At 42.8% G+C, this 23,869-nt stretch carries 27 protein-coding genes; 18 read left to right on the forward strand and 9 right to left on the reverse strand.

Annotation, left to right across the window (positions count from 1 at the left end; all coding sequences use genetic code 11):
- From BMZ95_RS08650 to BMZ95_RS08665, 4 genes are all read left to right on the forward strand, one after another.
- Positions 1-179 (forward strand): zinc ribbon domain-containing protein (locus tag BMZ95_RS08650; protein ID WP_143454997.1); only part of this gene is annotated, 179 nt, incomplete at its 5' end.
- A gap of 399 nt (positions 180-578) precedes the next feature.
- Complete coding sequence (locus tag BMZ95_RS08655; protein WP_046922622.1) at positions 579-1,928, forward strand: MATE family efflux transporter; 1,350 nt, start codon at positions 579-581, stop codon at positions 1,926-1,928.
- A 1-nt stretch (position 1,929) separates the two neighbouring features.
- The gene (locus BMZ95_RS08660; protein WP_225354940.1) at positions 1,930-2,154 is read left to right on the forward strand and encodes an adhesin; all 225 of its coding nucleotides are present in this window, start codon (positions 1,930-1,932) and stop codon (positions 2,152-2,154) included.
- Positions 2,151-2,345 (forward strand): hypothetical protein, encoded by a 195-nt coding sequence (locus BMZ95_RS08665; protein WP_014074299.1) that lies wholly within the window; start codon positions 2,151-2,153, stop codon positions 2,343-2,345. Before BMZ95_RS08660 ends, BMZ95_RS08665 begins: the two co-directional genes overlap by 4 nt.
- A 42-nt stretch (positions 2,346-2,387) precedes the next feature.
- On the opposite strand, the gene BMZ95_RS11200 is transcribed toward BMZ95_RS08665, so the two are convergent.
- Positions 2,388-2,537, reverse strand: coding sequence for a hypothetical protein (locus BMZ95_RS11200; protein ID WP_155400510.1), 150 nt, complete (start codon positions 2,535-2,537; stop codon positions 2,388-2,390).
- Between the two features lie 260 nt (positions 2,538-2,797).
- Between BMZ95_RS11200 and BMZ95_RS08670 the strand changes: the two genes are divergently transcribed.
- Together BMZ95_RS08670 and BMZ95_RS08675 are read left to right on the forward strand one after the other, a co-directional pair.
- Entirely contained in the window at positions 2,798-3,307 is a 510-nt protein-coding gene (locus BMZ95_RS08670; RefSeq protein WP_046922573.1) for a helix-turn-helix domain-containing protein, read from the forward strand.
- A gap of 52 nt (positions 3,308-3,359) precedes the next feature.
- Entirely contained in the window at positions 3,360-3,734 is a 375-nt protein-coding gene (locus BMZ95_RS08675) for an isochorismatase family protein (RefSeq protein WP_235806938.1), read from the forward strand.
- A 415-nt stretch (positions 3,735-4,149) separates the two neighbouring features.
- Here the strand turns inward: BMZ95_RS08675 and BMZ95_RS08680 are convergent, their stop codons facing one another.
- The 3 genes from BMZ95_RS08680 to BMZ95_RS08690 form a co-directional block, all read right to left on the reverse strand.
- Positions 4,150-5,955 carry a DUF2207 domain-containing protein gene (locus BMZ95_RS08680; protein ID WP_046922131.1) on the reverse strand — a complete coding sequence of 602 codons (1,806 nt, stop codon included), beginning with the start codon at positions 5,953-5,955 and terminating at the stop codon, positions 4,150-4,152.
- 227 nt (positions 5,956-6,182) lie between these two features.
- Positions 6,183-7,055, reverse strand: coding sequence for a hypothetical protein (locus BMZ95_RS08685; protein ID WP_014074296.1), 873 nt, complete (start codon positions 7,053-7,055; stop codon positions 6,183-6,185).
- A gap of 1 nt (position 7,056) precedes the next feature.
- Positions 7,057-7,506: a hypothetical protein gene (locus tag BMZ95_RS08690; RefSeq protein WP_014074295.1), complete on the reverse strand. Its 450-nt coding sequence runs from the start codon at positions 7,504-7,506 to the stop codon at positions 7,057-7,059.
- Positions 7,507-8,043: 537 nt separating this feature from the next.
- Between BMZ95_RS08690 and BMZ95_RS08695 the strand changes: the two genes are divergently transcribed.
- The 4 genes from BMZ95_RS08695 (at position 8,044) to BMZ95_RS08705 (ending at position 12,807) form a co-directional block, all read left to right on the forward strand.
- Positions 8,044-9,186 carry a YkvI family membrane protein gene (locus BMZ95_RS08695; protein ID WP_046922130.1) on the forward strand — a complete coding sequence of 381 codons (1,143 nt, stop codon included), beginning with the start codon at positions 8,044-8,046 and terminating at the stop codon, positions 9,184-9,186.
- 447 nt (positions 9,187-9,633) lie between these two features.
- Entirely contained in the window at positions 9,634-10,839 is a 1,206-nt protein-coding gene (locus BMZ95_RS08700; RefSeq protein ID WP_039121919.1) for an MFS transporter, read from the forward strand.
- An 84-nt stretch (positions 10,840-10,923) separates the two neighbouring features.
- A complete protein-coding gene (locus BMZ95_RS11205) occupies positions 10,924-11,076 on the forward strand; it encodes a hypothetical protein (RefSeq protein WP_155275859.1) in 153 nt (50 codons plus the stop codon).
- A 417-nt stretch (positions 11,077-11,493) separates the two neighbouring features.
- Positions 11,494-12,807 carry an MFS transporter gene (locus BMZ95_RS08705; protein WP_046922743.1) on the forward strand — a complete coding sequence of 438 codons (1,314 nt, stop codon included), beginning with the start codon at positions 11,494-11,496 and terminating at the stop codon, positions 12,805-12,807.
- Positions 12,808-13,159: 352 nt separating this feature from the next.
- On the opposite strand, the gene BMZ95_RS08710 is transcribed toward BMZ95_RS08705, so the two are convergent.
- Together BMZ95_RS08710 and BMZ95_RS08715 are read right to left on the reverse strand one after the other, a co-directional pair.
- Positions 13,160-13,744 carry a GNAT family N-acetyltransferase gene (locus tag BMZ95_RS08710; protein ID WP_046922742.1) on the reverse strand — a complete coding sequence of 195 codons (585 nt, stop codon included), beginning with the start codon at positions 13,742-13,744 and terminating at the stop codon, positions 13,160-13,162.
- Positions 13,745-14,059: 315 nt separating this feature from the next.
- The gene (locus BMZ95_RS08715; protein WP_046922741.1) at positions 14,060-15,976 is read right to left on the reverse strand and encodes a M13 family metallopeptidase; all 1,917 of its coding nucleotides are present in this window, start codon (positions 15,974-15,976) and stop codon (positions 14,060-14,062) included.
- A 240-nt stretch (positions 15,977-16,216) separates the two neighbouring features.
- On the opposite strand from BMZ95_RS08715, the gene jag reads away from it, so the two are divergent.
- Positions 16,217-16,927: an RNA-binding cell elongation regulator Jag/EloR gene (gene jag / locus BMZ95_RS08720; RefSeq protein ID WP_014074289.1), complete on the forward strand. Its 711-nt coding sequence runs from the start codon at positions 16,217-16,219 to the stop codon at positions 16,925-16,927.
- 35 nt (positions 16,928-16,962) lie between these two features.
- A complete protein-coding gene (locus tag BMZ95_RS08725; protein WP_056990476.1) occupies positions 16,963-17,430 on the forward strand; it encodes a MarR family winged helix-turn-helix transcriptional regulator in 468 nt (155 codons plus the stop codon).
- A 172-nt stretch (positions 17,431-17,602) separates the two neighbouring features.
- Here the strand turns inward: BMZ95_RS08725 and BMZ95_RS11295 are convergent, their stop codons facing one another.
- Entirely contained in the window at positions 17,603-17,842 is a 240-nt protein-coding gene (locus tag BMZ95_RS11295; RefSeq protein WP_046922739.1) for a hypothetical protein, read from the reverse strand.
- 367 nt (positions 17,843-18,209) lie between these two features.
- On the reverse strand, positions 18,210-19,013 hold the full coding sequence (locus BMZ95_RS08735; protein WP_046922738.1) for an HAD family hydrolase: 804 nt from the start codon (positions 19,011-19,013) through the stop codon (positions 18,210-18,212).
- Between the two features lie 392 nt (positions 19,014-19,405).
- Between BMZ95_RS08735 and BMZ95_RS08740 the strand changes: the two genes are divergently transcribed.
- The 5 genes from BMZ95_RS08740 (at position 19,406) to BMZ95_RS08760 (ending at position 22,266) form a co-directional block, all read left to right on the forward strand.
- Positions 19,406-19,819, forward strand: a complete 414-nt coding sequence (locus BMZ95_RS08740) for a MerR family transcriptional regulator (protein ID WP_014074285.1) — start codon at positions 19,406-19,408, stop codon at positions 19,817-19,819.
- A gap of 174 nt (positions 19,820-19,993) precedes the next feature.
- Positions 19,994-20,356, forward strand: a complete 363-nt coding sequence (locus tag BMZ95_RS08745) for a PadR family transcriptional regulator (RefSeq protein ID WP_014074284.1) — start codon at positions 19,994-19,996, stop codon at positions 20,354-20,356.
- A complete protein-coding gene (locus BMZ95_RS08750) occupies positions 20,349-20,978 on the forward strand; it encodes a DUF1700 domain-containing protein (protein WP_014074283.1) in 630 nt (209 codons plus the stop codon). Before BMZ95_RS08745 ends, BMZ95_RS08750 begins: the two co-directional genes overlap by 8 nt.
- The gene (locus BMZ95_RS08755; protein ID WP_014074282.1) at positions 20,975-21,967 is read left to right on the forward strand and encodes a DUF4097 family beta strand repeat-containing protein; all 993 of its coding nucleotides are present in this window, start codon (positions 20,975-20,977) and stop codon (positions 21,965-21,967) included. Before BMZ95_RS08750 ends, BMZ95_RS08755 begins: the two co-directional genes overlap by 4 nt.
- A gap of 41 nt (positions 21,968-22,008) precedes the next feature.
- The gene (locus BMZ95_RS08760) at positions 22,009-22,266 is read left to right on the forward strand and encodes a PspC domain-containing protein (RefSeq protein WP_014074281.1); all 258 of its coding nucleotides are present in this window, start codon (positions 22,009-22,011) and stop codon (positions 22,264-22,266) included.
- Between the two features lie 84 nt (positions 22,267-22,350).
- On the opposite strand, the gene BMZ95_RS08765 is transcribed toward BMZ95_RS08760, so the two are convergent.
- Entirely contained in the window at positions 22,351-22,533 is a 183-nt protein-coding gene (locus BMZ95_RS08765; RefSeq protein WP_014074280.1) for a hypothetical protein, read from the reverse strand.
- A 131-nt stretch (positions 22,534-22,664) separates the two neighbouring features.
- On the opposite strand from BMZ95_RS08765, the gene BMZ95_RS08770 reads away from it, so the two are divergent.
- Complete coding sequence (locus BMZ95_RS08770; protein WP_014074279.1) at positions 22,665-23,165, forward strand: hypothetical protein; 501 nt, start codon at positions 22,665-22,667, stop codon at positions 23,163-23,165.
- Positions 23,166-23,869 lie beyond the last annotated feature (704 nt).

Consider the following 23,869-nt stretch of genomic DNA (forward strand, 5'->3'; position numbering starts at 1 on the left):
AAAATACCAGTCGTATTTGTCATGAATGCAAACAAAAAAATCACGAGTTTGACAGCCTTTCTCAGTCAGAATGGCTAGCTGCTCGTGAATGGGACTGTCCTAATTGTCATGCGCATCTTGATAGAGATGTAAACGCAGCCAAAAATATCTTAGCTAAAGGATTAGAAACTCTGGCTTAATAATAAACAGGTATGGAACGTACCTTGGTAAATAGCGATGACCTCTACCAACTTAGTGAAGAACTAGACTGGCAAGTTTGCCGTGTTCCCAGAATCCCCAACTTCAAACCGTTAAAAAACGAAGTTTCAGGTTAAGTTGGGGTAGTTCAAAAAACGAGATTCTATAAGGATTTTAAATGCAGAGTTTGGATTGAGATGCGTGTTTTCAGCGACTGATTTGACAAAAAAACAAGCGAAGGTGCCGGCTGCTCTGAATTTTCCTTTACAAGCTTCGTGTTCTGCTTTGAAAAAGTATTTGTTTGAGCATATTTTTTGAAGAAGTTGCGCTTAGTGCTAGAGAAACGCTGAAAAACTGCTTATAATAGCTATGTTGAACATAGAAGGGATGAGAAATTGTCAATGGAAAACAAGCAGGAACTGTTTGAAAAGGCACCTGTCTGGAAAGCCTACTTTATTATTTCGTTGCCGGTTGTCTTCAGCATGCTGGTGACTTTGATCTACAATATGGTCGATACGTTTTTTGTTTCCGGGACGCAAAATGCCGACCTGGTTGCGGGCGTGTCGCAATGCACGCCGCTTTTTACGCTGATGCTCGCTTTGGGCGACATCTTCGGCCTTGGCGGAAGCTCGATTATTTCGCGCCTTTTTGGTCAAAAAGATGATGCGACTGCCAAAAACGTCAGCGGATTTTGCTTTTATGCGGCAATCATCAGCGGTCTGATTGTGACCGGATTGATGTTTTTGTTTCAAACTCCGATTTTGAAAATGCTCGGAGCAACGGATGCGACCGTAAAATATGCCTCGCAGTACTATTTCTTCATCGCATGGGGCGCACCGCTGATAATTTTGTCGCTTACGCCAAGCAACATAATCCGAACGGAAGGACTGGCGCTGCAGTCGATGATTGCAAGCATTGCCGGAAGCATTGTCAATATTGCGTTGGATCCTTTGTTTATTTTTACGTTCAAAATGGGGGCTGGCGGTGCAGCGCTTGCAACGGTGATGGGCTACGTCTTAAGCGACGCTTTGCTGATTTATTATATTTTAAAAAAATCGACGAAGCTGACGGTATCCGTCAGGCACGTCAAAATCAAACGTCAGCTTGCGACAAGCGTCTTTTTGATCGGGATTCCGGCATCGCTGACGAATCTGATGCAAAGCTACAACATGACAATCATCAATCGCTACTTGATTGATTACGGTTCAAAGGCCGTAGCGGCAATGGGGATTGCAATCAAGGTCAATATGATCATTATGATGATCATGGTCGGTTTTGCTTTTGGCGCGCAGCCTCTGATCGGGTATTCGTATGGCGCCAAAGACAACAAACGCCTTCAAAAGATCATTCGCTTCGATTTGTTGGTCGAAGTCGGCTTTTCAGCGCTTGCCGCCGTTTTTATCATCATTTTTGCACCGCATCTGATCGGATCTTTCATGGATGATTCAGCCGTTGTCGCATATGGAACGGGGATGCTGCGCTGGTTTACTTTGACGACGCCGTTCTGCGGCATCGTGCTTGTCCTGACCACGTGCTTCATTGCCATGGGCAAGGCTGTTCCTTCGTTTGTGCTGTCCATCAGCAGACAGGGCGTGATTTTTACCGTCGTAATCTTGATTACGGCCGCATGCTTTGGTTATGACGGAATCATTTGCGCACAGCCCGTTGCTGACTTTTTGACTGCCGTAGTCGGAATCTTCATGTATGCCGCAGCCAGGAAGAGCGATCAAACTTTGAGAAAGGAAGATTGATTTGAGAGACCGCAAAACCGTTGTGTTCGATTATTTCGCCCGAAATTTTGACGGAGGGGGAACGGCGCTTGGTTCGACGTTGATGGCGATTGCGCAAGAAAGCAGCGGTTCGGTTGATGAATCGACCAGATTAGGGACTTTTTGGATCTTTTTGATTTTTACGATTCTGATGATTGCATCAGAGGCGATTTTGCTTCCGCACTTCAGAGGAAAGGAAAAAATATGAGAAAAATTGATTTTAAAAATCTATTGCTTGGAATTCTTTTGTTCTGTGCCGCACTCGCAATCGGAATCCTGCTGATTTTCAGACTGACGCATCGAGGCCACATCGGCATCGGTCCCGTAAGATTCGGCAAGCTTTTCATCATCATGTGCGCATTGCTGTTTGGTTCGATTTATTTTTTCAAAAGAATGTGAATTAAGGCCTCGTCCGAGTTCAATTGGGCGAGGCCTTTTTGATTAATGGAAATTCAATTTTGCTGCAGGCTGGTTTCCGGTTTTAACCATTGCACCGTGTTCGTCTTTTTGGACTTCCATATCGTGGATGCTGATGTAGCCGGCCTTTTGCAACATTCTGTCCTGAACGTCGTCTCCACTAAAGCTGAACAAGTCGAACTCTGTATATGATATTATCGTATGCAGGAATATGTTATGTTTGGTGTATCGAAGAAAATAAAAGTAACGACATTGTATGTTACGAAAGTGATATATAGTGTCTTTATTTTTATGCTACAATGTGGATATGAATTTAACAAATCGAGATTTGTCTGTGAAAAGCCCGTGAATAAGCGGATGTTAATATGTATTGCTTGTGGCAACGGCTCTATTGAATATAGAATTGAGCTATCAAAAACAAGGAGGCAGAGATTATGCTAAATGAAAATATCAAAAGAATTAGAAAGTCAAAAGGGCTGTCGCAAGAAGAACTGGCAATTAAACTGAACGTAGTAAGACAGACAGTATCAAAATGGGAGAATGGTTTGTCAGTTCCAGATTCCAGTATGCTGATTATTTTGGCGAATGAACTGGATACTACTGTAAGTGAATTACTTGGAGAACCTGTAGTAAAACCTACTACCGATGATTTAAAGATTCTTTCTGAAAAATTAGAAGTTATTAATTTGCAGCTTGCAAAAAGAAGTATAACAAAGGTAAAAACGATTCGATGGATTCTTATTTCATTGTGTGCGGTTATAGTGGTAATATTTATCGCACTTGCATCTATGAATAGTTTTTATTTGAATTGGAATTACAATGATCCTGAGTTGGCAGTGGCAGGAACAATACTGCATGGGTTTGAATTCTTGTTTGTAAGACTCGCACCGATTGTTTTTTTGACTTCGGTGGTTGGAGTTGTGGTGACATATAAGAAAAGATAAATTCTAATTTGGGAGGTAATAGAATGATATTGTTGATACTCAAAATTTAATTATGAATAATGACTTATATGAATTTGAGACTTTTGTATATCGTATTAAAACACTAATCAAAGAGGCGCGCAATAATAATATAGAAGTTATTTATGTTAGACATGATGATGGTGTTGGACAGAAATTAACTAAAGGCGCATTAGGCTATGAAATATACGAAGAATTTCAACCAATGTCAAATGAGCGTGTTTTTGATAAAAATATAAACAGTGCTTTCAAAGATACGGGGTTGTTGGATTACCTACATGAAAAAGATGAAGATACAATCATTATTGTAGGGCTACAAACAGATTACTGCATAGATGCAACAGTGAAATGTGGTTTTGAGTATAGATTTAAAATGATTGTTCCAGCAAATACAAACAGTACGCATTGATAATGCGTATATGACAGCGGAAAAATCTTATAGATATTATAATCAGTTCATGTGGAATGGAAGATACGCAGAATGTATTTCATTTGAAAAAACTCTTGAATTGATGAATTAGATAAATTCCAGTTTGTAGAAAAGAGAATGGCGAAAGCTATTCCCTTTTTTCATGTTACAATTTATGCACTAATTATAATATCTGATTTAAAACGAATCAAGAAAAAAGAAGCGCTGAGTGCTTCAAAAGAGGCGATTCATCCCCCACTTAGAGAAGTGTTAGGGTAAAGGTGTTTGTCAATGCTCGTTTCACGTATCCAAAATTGAAGAAATGCCAGACAAAGTCAGTCGACCTGCGACATCCTTCGTTCGGCATTTCGTTTAATTCAAGAGGGAAACGGGACTTTTTTCCGAAGCCTCTTTTTTATTTCTTTTTAAGCTTTTTCAACAGATTCTTCTTAAACTTGATCGACAGATCGTCGTTTGTGTTCAGCTTGTCAATCTTCTTTGGCGCAATTGCGTTCATCAGCCCCTCTGAAAGAGAAGCCGCATAATCGCCGTCTGAGAAGATGAAGACCGGGAAGTAGTAGGATTCAAAGACGATTTGCAATCTTTTGGCAGGGAAGTTGGTTTTGAGCGCCTTGATCGTATTTCTTGAAGATCCGAAAACGATTGAATACGGAACGAGCTGCTCATGAAGAATTTTGTCTTTGACCGGCTCAAGATTCATGCGGCGAATGTCTTCGAACGTCTTTTTCAGGCACAGGAGGCGATAGCGCGTGGCAATTCCGCTTGCGGTGTAGGTTTCGCGGTTGCGATAAAGCCTGGAAAGCAAAAAGCCGCAGAAGATGATCAGAATCACCAGCAAAATTGCGATCGAAAGCTTATCCAGGAACATACAGATGCAAGCGACCGCAAACGGAATGTTGGCGATGCACCAGATGATTGCGACGCGAGTGCGTTTTTCGCCTTGTTGGTCGTAATACCCTGTATTTTTCGCACGCTTGAGGATGTTTTCCGCCCATTTGTCAAATGCAGAGGACAACCGCAGACGCTGCTTGTCGTTTTGAGAAAAAGATTCAAGATCTTTCAGCGTGAATCGGCCTTTTTTGCCAACGCGCCCGAACAGCATTTTCAGCAGCTCATTTCCGTGCAGGATGCTTTTATCGACCAGCTTAACGTAGAAATCGTTTTTAGAGTTCGGGACGGTTTCGATCGTCACCTTCTTTTCGAAGGCAAGCTCAAGCAAGTATGCAGCAAATGCGCGTGGCGTCGGTTTGTCGTTTGTCAGGATGACTTCGGCAAATTCCGCAGGATACTTAGGGAGATCATACGAGTACTCAAGATCAGGCATGGCAATTTTTTGCTTGATCGGGTGCTTGATCAAGTAAATGAACCACAAGAAGATGCTGAAGATGACCGTTCCGAGCCAGACAAAGCGAATCAGACGATAGGTACTCTGTTTCTTTTCGCGTTGTTGGACCGACCTTTCAAGTTTTTTATCTTCAATTGCTTCAATTTGTTCTTTTGAGTGCTGTTTGACGATTTTTTTATTTTTTGACGTAACTGTTTCGGGAAACAGCAGGTGACATCTTAAACTTTGGTGTGCGGGGTTTTGTTTGAGCGAAACATCGACTTTGCCCTTGCTGAAGCTGACGTTTGTTTTGGCCGTGTCAAGATTTCCGTGATTCCAAATGCGCAAAAATCTGACGTTTTTTTGCGGCAAAACAAAGTGAATGCCGACGTTTCGCTGCGGAACTGTCAAATTGTTGCTGATCACGCGCCAGTTGACTTCGGCACAATCTTTGTAATTCGTGACGAAACCGCGCAGCTTGTATACGTACGTGAATTTTAGCGGATCGGTACCGTAGTTTCCGTAGGTGGTGATTTCGCTGTTTTTATTGGTCTGCTTTGTTTCAAACGTGTTCTTCTTATGAGAAGTTCCCTGCTTTAACCGAATTTTTTTTGATCCGGAGACGACGGAAACGCTGACCGCATAAACGTCGTCGATTCCGCTGATGCTTTGAGGAAGCGTCAGTTGATGGGCTTTTTTAGAGAGGTTGTATGTAATTTCATGCGTAACTTTTGCATCGCCGTTTTTCAAGATGTTGACGGTGACGTCGTATTTGCCAATGTCATCTTTGGCTGAAGCATGAGCAACGGCCGGCACGAGGAAGAAAAAGGCTGCAAAAAACAGGCAAAAAAGCCAGGTTAGTTTCTTTCGTTTCATGAGAATCGCTCCTTCTTAGTCGTATTTTGCCATATTTTTGTTATCATTTTGGGCGTGCAGTGTGAATTTTTTGAAAAATGCAGTAAAATAGGCCGTTTGGGAATTTTAACGTTGTATAAAAAAGCCCGGATGAAATTTGCAATTGGTTGCAAAGCATCCGAGCTTTTGTTTGAGTCAGATTTTTTTCCAGCCTCTTTTTATTTGGAGACCTCGTCTGCCGTGACATTTTACTTCTTCTGAATCAGCCGTTCATTGCGGTCATTTCCACCGTACACCCTCTGTGCATGCAGCTTGTCAAATATCCGCTGCAGGGCATCATTTTGCTCCTTGTCAATTTTTTCCTCAATCTTCTGAATCATCTTGCTGTATTCACCTGCAGTTTCAAGGCTTACACCACTCTGGGAGTTTTCTATGTCGCTGGCATAGAAAATCGGCTCTGCCGGATTGTCACCGGCCTTTATGCCCTGCGAATTCTTTTCATTGAAGTTGTTGATCAAGGCCGTCTTCATGTCCTGTATCTGAGAGACATCCCTGTAATCGTGAATTCCCTGATATTTTTTTGACATCAAGTCAAGCTGTGCAAGGAAGTTGTATTTCTTGTCATACTGAAAATGCATTGACTCCAGAGTATCAATGGCAAAGAATGTTCCGTTTGGCGAAATGTGCGGACTGCTCGTTTCGGCAATATGCTGATACAGGGCATTGAACTCACCGTATGTAGCGTTTGTCGGGTCAATGTCATTCAGATGGACGATTTCGCTGTACTTTTCACCGTAATCGTTGATTCCGTAAATTGCCACCGTTGGATCTTCATCGGTCGAGTCAGCAGTATAGTTGGCAACGCCCTGCTGGATATAGTATCTGCCGTTACCGGCATTCTTCGAGCCTCCCGAATACCACAGATCAATTCCGTATTTGTCCATTTTTATCGGAACGGGTGGTTCTCCGACAAAGGCCGTTCCGAAGACGCCTTCGTCAAGCAGCACCGGCTGTCGATTGTCACTTTTTGTTTCCTGAACCTGGAATTTTGATGCAGACGGCGTCTTGTTGAAGGTAACATATCTGCTTGAAGAGGTCGGGTTTACTGATGAGACTGACATGTTATTTTCCTCCTTTCAAGGGATAGTCAAATGTATATGATGCGCTGGTTTCATTGAATGGAAAGTTATCCGAAGTATATGTCACTTTAAAGACATGCTTTCCCGGAGTCAGACCGGATTTGTTGCTTAAGTGAAAGAAGTCCCTGAATCCGGTGACGATGTTTCCATTGAAGAAATAAGGCTGACTTACGGCTCTTCTGACTATTCTGCCGTCAAGATATGCCGTCGGCTGCCCGTATCCCATGACCTGAACTGCCATATAGAGATAACCCGGCCAAAGTGACGAGTCGCCTTCTCCCACACCGTCCCTGTCCCAGGTTCCCGGCCCGAGAATCGTTACGTCGGAAACCGGAGGAGCGCTGCTGGCTTCTGCTGAGTCGTCAGGAGTCAGATAAAATAAGAATGATATGAATGACAATGCCAAAACCAATCGAGAAGTTGTTTTTTTCACGATGCGATACCTCCAATCTTCAGTTACGTTCAATATATACTGGAAAAATGAAGAAAATGTTTCGATTTGGATAAAAACTTAAGCATATAATGGTTATCCTATTATTATAATCATGGAAATGTCCTTTTGATGAAAATCAATCAAGAAATAAAAGCCGTTAAATCAAGCTTTTTGGACTCGCAAGAAGCGCAAGCGAATTTTAATTTAAGATTTTTCTAATTTTATTATTGATTTTTAATTACGATCATGGTAAAGTAAAAGACATCAAATACGAAACGAGGTAAGAAAAAATGAAAAATGCCATGCGACTTCACAAAGAATTAAACGTCGTCATTATTCGCGTCATTATTATTTAGGTGATGCGGATATTTGTGATTGTCCGCATCGCCTGAACAATGGATGCGGACGGCATGGCAAATGTTTTCTTACGAAAGCGGCTGGCTGTTCGATTGAACGGTCGGCCGCTTTTCTGTTTTATAAAGAAAAAATGGCTTTTGAGCATTTGATGAGGGTATCAGACATTGAGGAGGAATTTTTATGGAAAAAAAGGGTAATCACACGGCGGCCAAGGCTTCAACGGCATCGATTCTGTCCGTTGCGATGGTTTTGTTTGCATCCCATGCGGGCGGAGGCTTTGCGACGGGCAATCAGGAGAACACGTATTTTGTCTGTTCGGGTTGGGCCGGTCTGTTGTCGCTTGCTTTGTCGATGGCCATCTTGACCGGAATCATCGCGATTGCCATGAGGTTATACAACAAATATGATCTGCATTCATACAAGGAATTATTTGAGAAGCTGTATCATCCGTTTGACAAATTGGAGCTTGTTTTTGAACTTTTCTTTTACGTCATGGTTATTATGGCCGTATCGGTTGCGATTGCCGGTGCAGCCAGCGCGTTGGGGCAGTACTTTGGTTGGAATTACTATGTCTGCATCGTTTTGGTCGGTCTGCTGGTCTTCTTTGCGACGATTTTTGGCGAACGAGCCGTTCAATTAATCAGTACTTATATGGGAACCGCAATCATGCTCTGCATTTTCGTTGCATACGGCTACGGGATCTTGAAGGCCGGAAACGTCGGTCATCTTTTCTCGGTGCGTTTCCAAAATGAAGGCTTTTCGGAACTTCCAAAGGCAATCTGGAATGCTTTTGTTTATGCCGGCTTCCAATGCGTGCAGATTCCGACGATGCTGGCCTGCGGGGCAATTTTTAAAGGCAAGAACAATAACGCTGAAGGCAAATCAATGTTTGCGTCGTTTTTCATGAATACTTTCGGTTTGGGAATGGCGGTTTTCATGCTTCTTTGCTGGGAAAATACGTTCACGAAGACGCCGAACGGATCGACTCTGCCAACGCTTACGGTTTTGCAGACTATGAAGGTCAACTGGCTTTTGGTCGTTTACGGCGTGATCCTGCTCTTATGTCTGGTCTCTTCTGCCATCACTTTGACGTTTGCCTTCGTCGATCGTTTTGAAAACAGCAAGGTTGTCGACAAGGTGCCGACGCTGTTTGAAAAACGCTGCGTTTTGTCGGCATTCATCATCATTTTGTCGGTGGTCATCTCTTTGGGAGGATTGACGAACATCATCAAGTACGGTTACGGCTACATGGGTTATCTTGCTATCTTCTTGATCATCATCCCGTTGCTGACGGTCGGGGTCCGCAAGATTCGCAAAGGCTGAGGTTCATTTTAAATGCAGGGCTTTTCTGCAGCTGTCGTTTCATATGGAAATACAGTTTGCGATTCAGCAGCCAAGTTGATGATTTCATTTTATTTTAAGCTTTATTATTGATTTTTAATTTAAGCGGTGATAAAGTTAGAGACATCAAATACGAAACGAGGTAAGAAGACATGAAAAACGTCATGCAGTTCCACAACGCAGCAGATATTATCATTATTCGCATTATTATTTAGGTGATGCGGATAGTTTTGATATTGTCCGCATCGCCTAAGCAGCAGATGCGGACAGCATGACGGATGTTTTCTTACGAAAGCGGCCGGCTGTTCGATTGAACGGTCGGTCGCTTTTTTGAGTTTAATAGGTATTTGATAAGGCATGGGTGATTAAATTGAATGAATATACAGGCAATAAATTTGATTATGTTTTTTCGAAAGATGGTGATTGAACATGAATGATAAAAATACTAAAATTATCAGTTTTTCACAATTCATCAACAATTTTGGCACGGCGATGACAAGAATATCTCTTGTTATTTTGATTTCAACGTGGTTCAGCAATCCCATTTACATAGGATTATACTCATTCTTTTTATTTGTTCCAGGGATTGTTTTTGCAAGTCCGATTGGATCATTAGTAGATAATTGTCGAAATTTAAAAAGATTGTTGGTAGAAACGCTTGTACTTTCATTATTATCTGTTTTGACAATACTCTTTATTTTTTGCATCAACCTTCGAAGTTTTCCTTTGTTGGTTTTGTTGGCCGTTTTATATAGCGTATTATGTGATTTTTATACTCCAATTATTAGCAAAATTACAATGATAATTTTTGATAAAAGAGAATATATGAAGATTAACGCAGATATTTCAACAGCTATGACAAGTGCTAATCTTTTTTCAGGGGTTTTGGTGACCGTATTATTGGGGTTGATCAATTTTAAGGGAGTTTTTGAGATTGATATTTTATCGTATGTTATCGTCACTAGTCTTATTTTATTTTTGGAAGTTCCTGACAATGACAAATTTTCAAGTAAAAATAAAGAGAATAGAAATGTGTTGGTCTCCGGGTTTGACAAGGCGTATCTCTTTATAAGAGAAAATAAATATTTAATCTCGCCTTTGATAGGCGCTGTTATCTTTAATATAATTTTAGCACCGTTGGATGTCTATCTTACTCAAATAGCGACAATTAACGCTGATAATAAAGGAATTGTAGGTATTTTAGATTCTTTGTTTTCATTCGGATTTTTGATTTCGTCTATAGGCTATAGATTTTTGTCATTCAGAATCAGGATACATCAATTTATTTCGCTGTCATTGCTGCAGGTTCCTCTTGCTATTTTATTAATGGGTAACACCAGATCGTTGATGATTTCTGCGTTTGGACTAATAATCTTGGGTGCGTCAATTCCTTTATACAATATTTCTTTGAAAACCGTTTTTCAAAATAAAATTCCTGAAGATGATTTTGGCGCAATATCTAATTGTTTATACGCTTTGATAAATTTAAGCCAGCCAATCGGTTTGCTTGGAGTTCCAACGTTTATTTCTTTTTGTGGCATTCAGAAATATTCTATAACTGTTTTCATTATATATATTTCTTTGGGAATATCTTTAATAATTGCGAATAAGATTTCAACGGAATTGGATGTGTAATCATGAAAATTAATATCAGGTCTCCTAATGAAATGGTATAAAGAATACTAATTGAGGAATACAATATTTAATGAGGTGATTAAAATGGAAAATGCTTTAGATACTGCAATGGAAGAAGAACAATTGATGAATTTTGAAGAAATGGTAGATAAAATCCGAGAAATGGAAAAGGATGAAAATAAGGTTGCTATCCTTTCTAGTCAGCGTTTTGACCGTTGCGCTACATTTAATGTATAAATGATCAGATATTATTATATATGTGAGAGAAAACACTCAGAATCATTGTAAAATTACGGAAAAATAAATTTTATTATTGATTTTTAATTTAAACAGTGGTAAAGTTAGAAACATCAAATACGAAACGAGGTAAGAAGACATGAAAAACGTCATGCAGTTCCACAACGCAGCAGATATTATCATTATTCGCATTATTATTTAGGTGATGCGGATAGTTTTGATATTGTCCGCATCGCCTAAGCAGCAGATGCGGACAGCATGACGGATGTTTTCTTACGAAAGCGGCTGGCTGTTCGATTGAACGGTCGGTCGCTTTTTTGAGTTTAAGGGGGTGGTTTTATGGAAAGCGACATTAGTGGCATTAAACCAGAAATTGAAGTGATTGACACATAGGTTAAAACATGAGGAGATTGAATTATGGAAAATACGACAAACTTATCATTGCCAAAGGAAAAATTGGAACGCGATCCGGTCAAGACGGTAATCTTGGCTTCGATGATGGGCACGGCAATTGAATTTTTTGATTTTTATGCATACGGGACTGCTTCAGCGGCATATTTTCCGTCCGTTTTCTTTCCGCAGACAACGCCGTTATTGGCAACTTTGCTGAGTCTTTTGACGTTTGGCGTCGCTTTTGTCGCGCGTCCGTTCGGGTCGTTTTTATTCGGACACTTCGGCGATAGATTGGGAAGAAAGAAAACGTTGGTCGTTTCGCTGCTGGTAATGGGGGTTGCCACGGTTTCCATCGGATTCATTCCGGGGTATGGCAGCATCGGCGTTTGGGGCGCGCTGCTGCTTTGCCTTTGCCGCTTCGTTCAAGGCATCGGTCTTGGCGGAGAATGGTCAGGCGCTGTTTTGGTCGCAACCGAAAACGCTCCGGAAGACAAGCGGGCTTTGTACGGAGCCTTTCCTGAAGTCGGCGCACCGATCGGATTCTTCATTTGCAACGGTTTGTTCTTCGTTTTGGAAAACATTTTGACTCCGGCTCAAATGCAGAGCTTTGGCTGGCGTATTCCGTTCTGGGCATCAGCCGTGCTCGTCTTCATCGGTCTTTACGTTCGTCGTCGCCTGCAGGAAACGCCATTGTTCAAGCTGGCACAAGAACGCGATAACACGACGCGTTCACCGCTTCGAGAAGTCTTCAAGTCCAACTGGAAGGAAATCATCAAAGGAACGTTCTTGATGGGTGCGACATACGCAATGTTCTTCACTCTGACGACATGGTCTTTGTCATATGCAACAATGGCGCTCGGCTTCAGCCATTCTGAATTTTTATTGTTATTGATGGGCGCAATCGTTGAATTTGCCGTTTTGATCATGTCAACGTCGGTTCTTGCCGACAAGATCGGCAGAAAGAAAGTTTTGATGACGGCCTCCGTTTTGCTCGTAGTCTTTTCTTTGGTCTTTCCGTTTTTCCTTGAAGGCAAGCACAATATGGTCGGCATGCTGTTGTTCCTCGGCGTCGGCTTTGTAATCATGGGAACTTTGTACGGACCGGTCGGCGCGGTCCTGCCTGAACTGTTCCCGACAAAGGTGCGCTATTCCGGTGCAGGAATCACGTACAACCTGGCAGCCGTTGTCGGTGCCGCCGTTGCTCCGACGATCACGACATGGCTGATCGCGCAATACGGTTTGCATTCTGCCGGCCTGTACATGTTTGTGTTGGCGATCGTTTCCGTTGTTGCATGGGCATTGACGCCGGAAACGAAGGACGTCGATTATACGAAATAGAAGTTAAAAAGTTTTTGAAAAAACTCTTTCTCAAATTAAAAACCCGGATTACTTGCAATCAATTGCAAATAATCCGGGTTTTTGCATATGCATGACAATCACCTTCAATTATGAGAATAAAACAAAACAGCTTGGCGCGCTGCTTTGAAAGTCGTGCGCGCGAACTTGGACTTTTCAATCAGAATCATGTTTTCATCCGGGCTCTTAGTTTTAGGTGCAGTTTTTTTCAAATATCAAATTTTGGCCATTTTCTCGGGTTTCCGACCGATCCTCGAAGATTCATCCGACTTTTGCAAGTGATGCAAAGCGGCATTTTGCGCGTGCCGGAGAAACGCCGGCAATTTTGGCAATATCACGAATGCCGGCCATTTGACTCACTTCCGTCCGCAATCATTTTGACTGGCAGGATAAAACGCTGGAACAAACCGAGACACTCATGCATGATTTTCGGATACTCGTCCGAATCGATTTTTCGTCCCTGATATGTGAGAAAGTCGAATTTTTCGCCGCCTTTTTCAACGCTGTAGTATCCCGAATGAAGAAAATCGTTGCGTTGATAGAACTTCTGTCTCCTGATTCTCTGCTCGTTGTTTTCAGCCTGATCGTCGGGGCGTTCAGCACTGAGTCCGATGACAAGGCCGGCGTAGCGGTCGGTCAAAAGCCTGATCAGTTTGCTGCCGTATCCGTGCGAGCGTTTGGCATCATCGATGGCAAGGAAGAAGACGTACGCCAGGGAGTCATTTTTCAGCGTATAAATGAAGCCGACCCACTCGTCGTCATCATATAAGCTGCAAAATTCGGCGATCCTGCGCTGCGTTTTTTTCTTCAAGAGCCAGAAAGGCAAGCGCTCGACAGCTGGAAAAGCCCTCAGGTACAATGCTTTGATTTTCTTCCAGTCTTTGGAATCTTTTTTTGTTTCAATCAGTTTTACTGTCATTTGTTTTCTCCTAGATTTACCTTAACCATATCAGAATTCCGTTTTTTTGTAAAATGCAGATCCTGCTCAATCAGCATGCCAAGACGTGATTACGGACAAAAAGCCGATTCTTGAGATCTGCCCGTAAATGCCTGTCCACGATTACGTACAACGTCCCCTTTTGGAGCTTTGATACATGGAAATGAAAACAGACTTGTTTCCATCATGGAAAGCGATTGTCATGCATATAAAAAAACCAAATGATTGCAAATCATCCGGTTTTTCAAATTGAGGCATTTTCTTCAGCCTCTTCTTGTCTGCTTGTCAGCAAATATTTTACCAAATATGAATGCGTTTTTCCGGTTCAAGCCACATGCCGTCTCCTTCATGAACGTCAAAGACATCATAGAATTCTTGAAGATTCTTAGGCTGAACGTTTGCGCGCAAAACATTCGGAGCATGCACGTCGATTGCAAGAAGCAATTTTTGGCACTCAAGCGACGACTTCATGCACCAGGTGCGAGCCCAGTTGAGGAAGAATCCTTTGATATCAGGATTTTCTTCGCCCTTGGCTGCTTCGAGTGCACAACTCAATCCGCCGGCATCAGCGATGTTTTCGGAAACGACGAGCTTGCCGTTGCATTTGCCTGCTTCCGTTTCCAGACCGTCAAATTCTTCGATCATTTCTTGTGCCAGGCCTTCAAAATGTTTCAGATCTTCATCTGTCCACCAGTTGGAAAGATTTCCGAATTCGTCAAATTGAGAACCGTTGTTGTCAAAGGCGTGCGAAATTTCATGTGCGATTACGGCACCGATGCCGCCGTAGTTTTCGCTTGCGGTCTGTTTCAGACTGTAGAACGGAGCCTGAAGGATGGCTGCAGGGAAGACGATGATGTTAAACGACGGATTATAGTATGCGTTTACTTGATGAGCCGGCATTTCCCAACGCGTCCGATCGACCGGCTTTCCGTAACGATCAAAGTTGTCCGCAATTTGAATGCGCCTGAATTCAATGGCATTGTCGAGCAGATTCTTTGTTTCGTCAACGAGATACTTTTCGTAGAGCGGATCAAGCTCATCCGGATAGCCGACGTTGATGCCGAGCGCATCGAGTTTGGCCACGGCTTTTTTGGCTGTTTCCTTGCTGAGCCAGTCGTTTGTTTCAAGACGTTTTTTATAAACGGCAACCATTTTTTCAACCATATGCTGAACGTCTGCCTTGGCATCAGGTCCGAAATATTTGTGTGCGTAGTAAAGACCGACGACTTGGTCGTAGCGTGCCGTTGCAAGATGATATGCGGCTTTTTCAGGTTTCATTGCTTCCTTTGCACCGGAAAGCGCGCGTGAGAACGTGCCGCCGAGGACGCGAACGTCATCGCTCAGGAAACCTGTCGAATCCATCAGCGTATGTACGAAGATCCAGCTTCTCAATTGTTCAAACGTGTCGTCGTTGACGATCCTGTCTGCTGCTTCATAGAATTTTGGTTCTGTAACGACGATCTTGTCGGGCGTCGTCTTGACGATTTTCTTTGCGACGGCGCCAAAGTCGATTGTAGTCGAAAGCTTGGAGAAGTCTTCAAACGAATACGGATTGTAAACTTTGACGTAATCGGCACGTTCTGTGCTGTCTTTTTGGAACGGTGCGATCAAGCGATCGTACTCGATGGCTTCGCTGATTGTTTTCTTGGCAAATTCAGCATCGTATCCGGCTTTTTCAAAAAGCTTTTCAAGCATGTCTGATAAGACCGAAAGCAAGGCTGCACCTTGTTCGTTGCCTTCTTCATAGTATGTCTTGTCCGGCAAAAACAATGGCGTCACGTCTGCGTACAAAGCATATTCCTGCGTATTCTTCATATCCGGGTCAACGAAGAAGCTGAACGGATTTGCCGCGTCGATCAGCGCAAAATCAAGCCACTTGTCTTGCCAGTCTTGTAAATCTTTGATGACCAAAACCGCATCGAGGTATTTTTTTGCCGGTTCAAATCCTTCGGCATTGCGAGTTTCAAAGTCTGATGCCAGCTTGTAGTACTTGAGGAATTCTTTTAAATTCTTGTCATCGGGAACGTTTTTTCCTTCAAGCATTTCGCCCAAGTCATTCATTAAAATTTTTTCAATGTTGAGATCCAGTTCGGAAAAGCCTCCAGCTGTTGGACGATCGGCTGGGATAACGGCTGTTTTCAGCCATTCGCCGTTGACGGCTTGATAGAGATCGTCTTTTAAGAGACTTTCATTGACCTTGTTTTTTTCACCCATATAAGAAACCCCCTAGATAGATTTAATCAAATACAGTTTTAATTTAAGCACAATTTTGGTTTAAAGTACATAATTCTGCTTGCGATTTTGGCATCAGAATCTCTTAAAGAAGTTTCAGCCGTGGATTTTTCCAAAGTTTGAAAATTAGTATGCGGGTGTTTTTGACCTATGGTATACTTACCTATAGATAGCGTAAATTAGCGCTATTTAATCATTACTTCATAATCAGGGGGATTCTAAATGAAATTTTCCGCACAAACTGCTGAGCAAGCGATCGAAAAAGGCTTGAAGGAACTTGGAAAGACTCGTGAAGAAGTCGAAATCGTCATTGTCAGCGAAGGCAAAAAAGGATTTTTAGGTATTTTTGGAGGAAAGCCGGCTGAGGTCGAAATTACGCCTAAGGAAACGGAACGTGTTGAAGAAAAAGCTGAGACCGTAGCTGAACCAGAGCCGTCCGATGAAAAAAAAGAGGCAGAATCGGAACAAGAAGTCGAACAGGCATTGCGCGAGGTGGGCTCATATCTGGCTGAAGTTACGAAAGAAATGGGCGTTGAAACTAAAATCGAAGTTACGGTCGAGCGCCGCGACGTTTTTTATAATTTCAGCGCCAATCAGGAAGGACTTTTGATTGGCAAGCATGGCAAAACGCTGAATTCATTGCAATTATTGGCGCAAAACTATTTTGACAAGCTGAGTTTCAAGCGTTTGAACATTATTCTTGACGTGGCAGACTATCGTGAACGTCGGACTGAAACGTTGAAATATCTGGCCAAAAAGGTCGCTTATGATGCCATTTCGCAGCGACGACGCATGCAGCTTGATCCGATGCCGGCATACGAAAGAAAGGTCATTCATTCGGCGCTTGCCGACAATTCAAAGGTCAAAACCTATTCAAGGGGTGCTGAACCGAGACGATACGTGGTCATCGAGCCGGCAAGATCAAGAAGATAATCAAAATAAGGTTGATTTGGGGAAAAGAGGGGAAGATGCTAAAGCATAAGCCGTCACACTTGGAAGATGAGTTGTGTTTTGCAGTTTATTCGACGCAGAAGCTGTATAATCGTTTTTATTCAATCGTATTGAAAAGATACGAACTTACATATGTACAATATGCGACGATGCTTTTTTTGTGGGAAGAGCGGCGTCTGATGATGGTCAAGGAGCTTGGTGAAAGGCTGAAGCTTGATTCCGGGACCTTGACGCCGCTGCTTAATCGTCTGGAAAAGCAAGGCTGGGTCGTTCGAAACAGAAATCTTGAAGACGGACGGTGCGTGATGGTCGAACTGACGCCAAAAGCGATAAGTCTTGAACATGACGTCAAGCATCACATTCAGGATTGCGTTCTTCCGATTGAGATGACTGAAAGCGAGTATCGTGAATGCGTCAACGTTCTTTATGAAATTTCCGATAAGCTGGAATTCATCAATGGGTATCTTTTGGGAAAAGAAGAATAAAGAGGATGGAAAAAAGTCCCGTTTCTTACTTGAAATACCGAACGAAGGAGGTCGATTTTCGATTGAATTTGTCCGGCATTTTTTAAATACAGTGCTGCACAACTGATCTAGGCAAAATCTCATGCAAATTTTACGGACAAACGGCCATTTTTGACCATTTTGTCCGTAATCGCTATTTTTCGGGCAGGCCGTTTACGGACAAATTTCCCATTTTCATCGATGTGTCCGTAAACGAAAGTGTTTTCGCCAAATGCAGAGTCTGCCAAATCAGCGCGCACAAGCTCTCGGTCAAATTTACCGCCAGCCTCTTTTGGGATATTTCCATCATGGAGGCGATTGTCGTGCATACGCAAAAAAACCGGATCAGATTTGCAATTGAATGCAAGTCATCCGGTTTTTCAATTTGAGGCATGGTTTTTCCCGGCCTCTTTTTATAGGGGATTGGTTATGAATCCTGCAAACCGAAAATTTCAATCCGGCCGGACTTCAGCAACTTCTTAAGAGCAGCGTTGCCCGGAATCAAAAAACTGGTTTGCAAAAGATCGAGCCTCTTTTTAACGAGCAGGCAATCAGTTTTAAAATCCGGAAGAAACTCGATCTCGATAAGTTATTTCTGTTTTTAGGGTAGTCGCCTGCTCGAAACCGTCTGCTGAGTTCAGAGACGATCTGGTTCAAGGTGTTTTTGCCGCCTCGTATCGGGAACGTGGCGCAAAACACCTTACGATGCATATTGTATCTTTGAAATCTAAACAATCTCGTAAGCAAAGTTCAAAATTAAATTAAGATTCCAGATCTTCTGCAAAGTATTTTGAAAGAAAAGCATAAATTCCGTCTTCGTTGTTTGACTTCGTAACGACGTCCGCCTGTTCCAGGACGTGTCTCGGACTGTTGGCCATTGCCACTCCATGTCCGCTTTCGATCAGCATCGGCAAATCGTTTTCGCCGTTGCCGAATGCGATCGTATTTTGCGGTTTGATGCCGTATTTTTGTGCCACGTCCTTTAATGCGGCTGCTTTTGAGCGCCCCGAAGGAATCAGTTCGATGTTGTGTTCGTTTGATGATGAAAGGCAAAGAGAGGGCGCATCCTTTAAAAATTCTTTTGCGCCTGCCAGAACCGACAAGTCGTTCGCACACAAAATACCGTTTGTGATGAACGGATTCAGGCGATCCAGGTCAGCCTTCGATTTGATTTTTTTAAATTTCGTCTTGGATGCAAGGTTCATGAAAGCCTGCAACATCCCGCCCATGCCATAGGCTGTGTCAGTTGAAAACAGTCGCAGCTGAAGTTTGGGATAAATCTTGCAGGCTTCAAAAATTGCCGAAACGGCTTCATCTTTCAATCTGTTTTTGACGATCTCGTTTCCGAGAGTATAAACGCTGCCGTTGGCGGCGATCGTTCCGATATTTTTGCCGAGCATTTCAGAATATGATCTGGCAGAAGAAAGCAAACGGCCGGAAGCAATGTAGAAAAGATGACCCTTTTTTTGGAGGCTTGAAACGATGTCGATTGTTTTTTTTGAGATGCGCATGTCGTCATTCAGCAAAGTTCCGTCAATATCAAATAAAATAAGATGTTTTTCCACGATTATTTCCCCTTGTCTAAGGCATTTTTCAACTTAATTTTAGCTTATTTCCTTAATGAAATACAGTGCTGAATCAGAAAATGAAAAACATGGCTGAGCAATCCGAAATTTATTGTAGGCAATTATTGACAGAATCGAAAAAACCGAGGATTTGTCCGTAACGGGGGACAGGCATCTACGGGCAAACCTCAATAATCGACGTTTTTCCCGTAACCCGCAACGGAGCAGAAGGTCGGCTATCTTGCGGCATCATGGCATTTTGAAAAGCAAGGATATCTGCGATCATGTTTTGGTTCAAGCTCTGCATTTTATAAAATTGTCAAAAAAGTTGACAAAATAGCGAGAAAAGTTACAATTAACGTAAGCAACACTTGAAAGGAAAAAGGACAACAGTGGATAAATTAAAAATGGGCGACAACCTTCGTATCGGAATCGGTGACATGAGCAAAATGACGGGCGTTTCTTCGCGTCAGTTGCGTTACTGGGAACAAAAGGGGTACATCAAGGCGATGAATGAAGAAGAAGGGGGCGCAAGAAAATACGGTCTTGGATCGATGTACAAGATTTTTGCAATCAAGCATTTTTTGGATGAGGGGTATACTTTGGCAAAAGCAGTCGAAAAGGCCGAGCTGCATCGCAAAGAGGGAATTTTGCTGCATCGCGTCTTTCGAACGCTCATCAAGGGCATCGAACTGACGGATGAAACCGAGATCAAAGGCCGCGTTGATTTGGGGACTGCCGATTCGTACCACGTCTACGGTGTCGTGGACGAAAAGGGTACTCGAATTGAGCTTGAAAAAGAATAGCTTTGTGAGAAGGATGTTGAGTCGCTTGTTTTTTGACAAGGGAATCAGCGTCTTTTATTTTTTGCGCTGGGAAATTCCTTTTTAATTTTTAAATAATATTGCTTGCCTTTTTATATTATACGCCATATAATATAGTTGCAGATAAGATATTACGTTTTAAAAGGAGGGTGCGTGATGGAAATCAAGGTAACGGCGGATTTGCTCGACGGACTGGTGCTGGCGCTGCTTGACAAGCAGGATTACTACGGATACGCATTGACGCAGGATATGCAAACGGCGATTTCAATTTCTGAATCGACGATGTATCCGGTATTGCGTCGGTTGCAGAAAAATAATTATCTGACGACTTATGATCAGCCGTATCATGGACGAAATCGGCGCTATTATCAGATTACGCCTGAAGGTCGGACGCATTTGGAAAGGATTCGCAAGATGTGGGGAGATTTCAAAACAAGTCTGGACTCTGTATTTTACAAAGCGGATATTGTCGTAAGCCACGGTGATTTAAACGATGCAAAGGGGAATGAACATGGATAAGGAGAACTATTTGACGGAGCTCGAAGAGTATTTGGATGCTCTGACAGCGGATGAAAAAGCGGACGTAATTGAATTTTACAATGAATATATTGATGATGCGGGACTTGAAACGACGGACGAGATCGAAAAGCGTCTGGGGACTCCGCGTCAGTTGAGTCGCAAGGTTTTGGCGGACTATTCAATCAAGGTAACGGACATTGAATCGCATCGAAGCAAGAAAAGCAAAGCTTCCGTTCGTTCAAACGGCAAAATGATCTGGATGATTTTGCTGGCATTGCTGGCATCGCCTGCCGCCATCGTGCTCGGAATCGTGTTGTTTGCGATTCTTGCCTGCGTAGTTGCTGTCTTTGGCGCCTGCATGGTTGCCGCGCTGGCAGTTTTGTGCACATTCTTCATTTTGATGATTGCTTCGCTTTATGTCGGCATCGTGATGCTGTTCAGCAGTTTCACGACGGGTCTTTTCTATCTCGGGTGCGGTCTGATGGGACTTGGCGCCGTTTTGATCGGCTTTCCGCTTTTGTACTGGATCTTTCGCGCCATCATTCAAGGAATCGCAAATTTTGCAAAGTTCTTATATAAAAAAATTTACAAGAATCGTCGCCAAGGGGGGAATGAGAAATGAAAAAACTTTTTAAAGCAGGTTGGATCGTTCTTTTGATCGGTGCCGTGATGACGGCGATCGGAGTTGCCAAGGACGGTGCCAAATCGATCGAGTTCATGGGGATCAAGCCGGTCGAACTTAAGGAAGACAAGAAAATTACCAAAAAATATGACGTCAAGGAAGCAAAGAACCTGGTCATGGCTTTAGATAAGAAGGCCGACGGTTCAAACAGCGATTACAGTTCAATCGTCAACGTCGAAGTTCGTCAAGGGAATGATTTTTCTGCCAAATACAGCGGATCGAAAAACCTGGCGCCCGTAATCAAAAATGAAGGCGATGCGCTCAAAATTTATGCTGGCAAAAAGTCCGGAAATTATCGCAGGGTGGTTTTTGACTTCGATGGTTTTCGCAGTAGCACCGACTGGACGAGCCGCTTGGTCATTACGGTGCCTCGCGATTACAAGTTCAGCAGCGTTGAAAATGACGGGATGAACGGTGATTTGACGCTCAGCGGACTCAAGGCCGAAAATCTCAAGCTTCACATGTACGACGTTTCGGACATAATGCTCAACAACATTGAAGCAGACAAAGTCGACATCGACGTTTCAAGTGATCTTAAAGTTAATTCATCAAAGCTCAGTTATGGTATGATCAAAGTGGATGAAGGCGATCTCAACCTGTTCGACAGCGAGGTCAACAGCATCGGATTCGAATTGAACGACGGGGATTTCTCCACCAGCAATACCGTTATGGAGAAGAGTTCGGTCAAGTCAAATGACGGGGACATTTCAGCGATCAACGCAACAATCAAGGGAAGATGCCAGTTCATTTCGCAAGACGGCGATATCAATGTCACAAACGCCCAGGCGGACGGGTACGTTTCAACGACAAGCTCTGGAGACAATCTTTTACACGCAAAGAATGGTGAGGCAACGACGCTTGAAGAAAATCCGAATGCAGCGAACATATTAGTGTTAATGAATTCAGACGGTGACAACTCCGTTAAATGAAGATTTGGGTTTATTTGATTAAAGAAAGGAAAGTGTGAGATATGAGCAAAAAGAAAAAACAGCTTACAAAGTCAAATGATAAAGTAATCAGTGGCGTTTTAGGCGGAATTGCCGAATATTTTGATTGGGACAAGACGATTACCCGTCTGGTTGCGGTTGTCTTGTGCGTCTTCCCGGGACATGTTTTTGGAGGTATTTTAGCATATTTGATTGCGGCCGTCGTAATGCCGGATGCAGATGATGATAATCGTCACCGCGATGATGATGAAGTCATCGAAGGTGAGTTTAAAGAAAAATAAGCGGCTTAAAAATATGCAGAACGCATTTGATGATGCGCAGCACTGCATTTGACAAAAAAGAGACCGGGAAAATTCCCGGTCTCTTCATTTGCAGTCGTGATTGGCTTTTTTGATGATTGCATAGGCTTTTGCGGAAGCAACGATCAGCTTGTCGAGCTGCATGACGGCCACGCCTGTGAGGAGCAGTTTTCTGTATTTTTTAAAATCCTTTGGGCTGATCAGGCAGGAAGATTGTTTTTTATTTTTGGAAAAAGGCAATTTTTTCATAACGAACACCTCATTAGTTTAATCTTCTTACAGTATACCCAAAAAATTAGTCAAAAAAACGTCAATCTTCGTAACATGAAATGAAGAATTTGAGTGTTATACTGGACCTGTATCGATAAGGAGGAATTAAGATGGCTTTACATGAAATCAATATTGCGCTTGGACCTGAAGCAACCATAAACATGCTGATTGAGAAGTATCCGGAACGTCATTTTTTGAAATACAGATCTTCGGACGATCATCGCAAGTTCATGCTGCTTGACGTTTCCGGCGAAAAAAACGTTTTTCAATCGGGGTTGAACTATCGCGTCATTCAAACGTTGGGTGAAGTCGAACTTGCAGAAAATGCCATTCTCGAATTGCGCTACATGACACTTGATTCCGATGAGCAGAAAGTGATGCAGTCGATTCTTGATTCATGGGACGATGAAAAAAAGCGTCCGCTCGGACTCAAGTCCTATGTTGAGCTGCGTTCGATCAAACAAGATTACGAATATTTGCTGATCAACTCTTGGGAAGATGAGCACGATTTTCTTCAATGGAACAATTCTTCGGATAATCAGTTGACGCAATTTGGTCATGCCGGCAATAAGGCTGCCGTCGTCAATCAATATCAAAGCGTAGGATATTAGGAATGCTTATTGGTGATGATACGATAACTGAGACTTGGAAAAAATTTTGTCTCAAATTTGAAACTTGGATGAGTTTTGTGATTAATCGCAAATCTTATCCATTTTTTGTCTACCGGCTGGTCCAAATTCAGGGTTCGCGGCCTCGAAAGTAGACAAAAAACGGAGTGAATGGCTCATTTTTGTCTACCGGACACTCCGAAATTGGGGAGCGCGGTTCCGAAAGTAGACAAAAAACGGGGAAACGTCTGATTTTTGTCTACCTGACACTTCGAAACCGAGTCGCGCGGCCCTGAAAGTAGACAAAAACCGGGATAAATGTGTGATTTTTGTCTATCTGACACTTCGAAACCGAGTCGCGCGGCCCTGAAAGTAGTCAAGTCCTAATTTGTGTGTAAAATATTTTTCCCAGGCACAAGTTGTGCAGGGGATGCGAATGCATCCATGTCTGTCCACTATCACTCTTGAAGGAGCTGTCAAGGGTGCGCCATCTGCGCACCTCGAAGAGGTTCCCTTGACAGCTTCGGAAAGAGTGATACACCTTACGCAGCTCTTAGTTTTTGTTGTTCCTCTGCCAATTCTTTTAGTTCAGCAACCGTCTTAGACTTGATCATTTTTGCGTAGGTTGCCGGACTGAATATGGCTTTCTTGGAGCTAACGACATCGTTTCTTTCCAACAGAACGGAACCCATCAGCCGCATCAGCGA

The sequence above is a fragment of the Ligilactobacillus ruminis DSM 20403 = NBRC 102161 genome, assembly GCF_900113455.1.
Lineage (GTDB): Bacteria > Bacillota > Bacilli > Lactobacillales > Lactobacillaceae > Ligilactobacillus > Ligilactobacillus ruminis.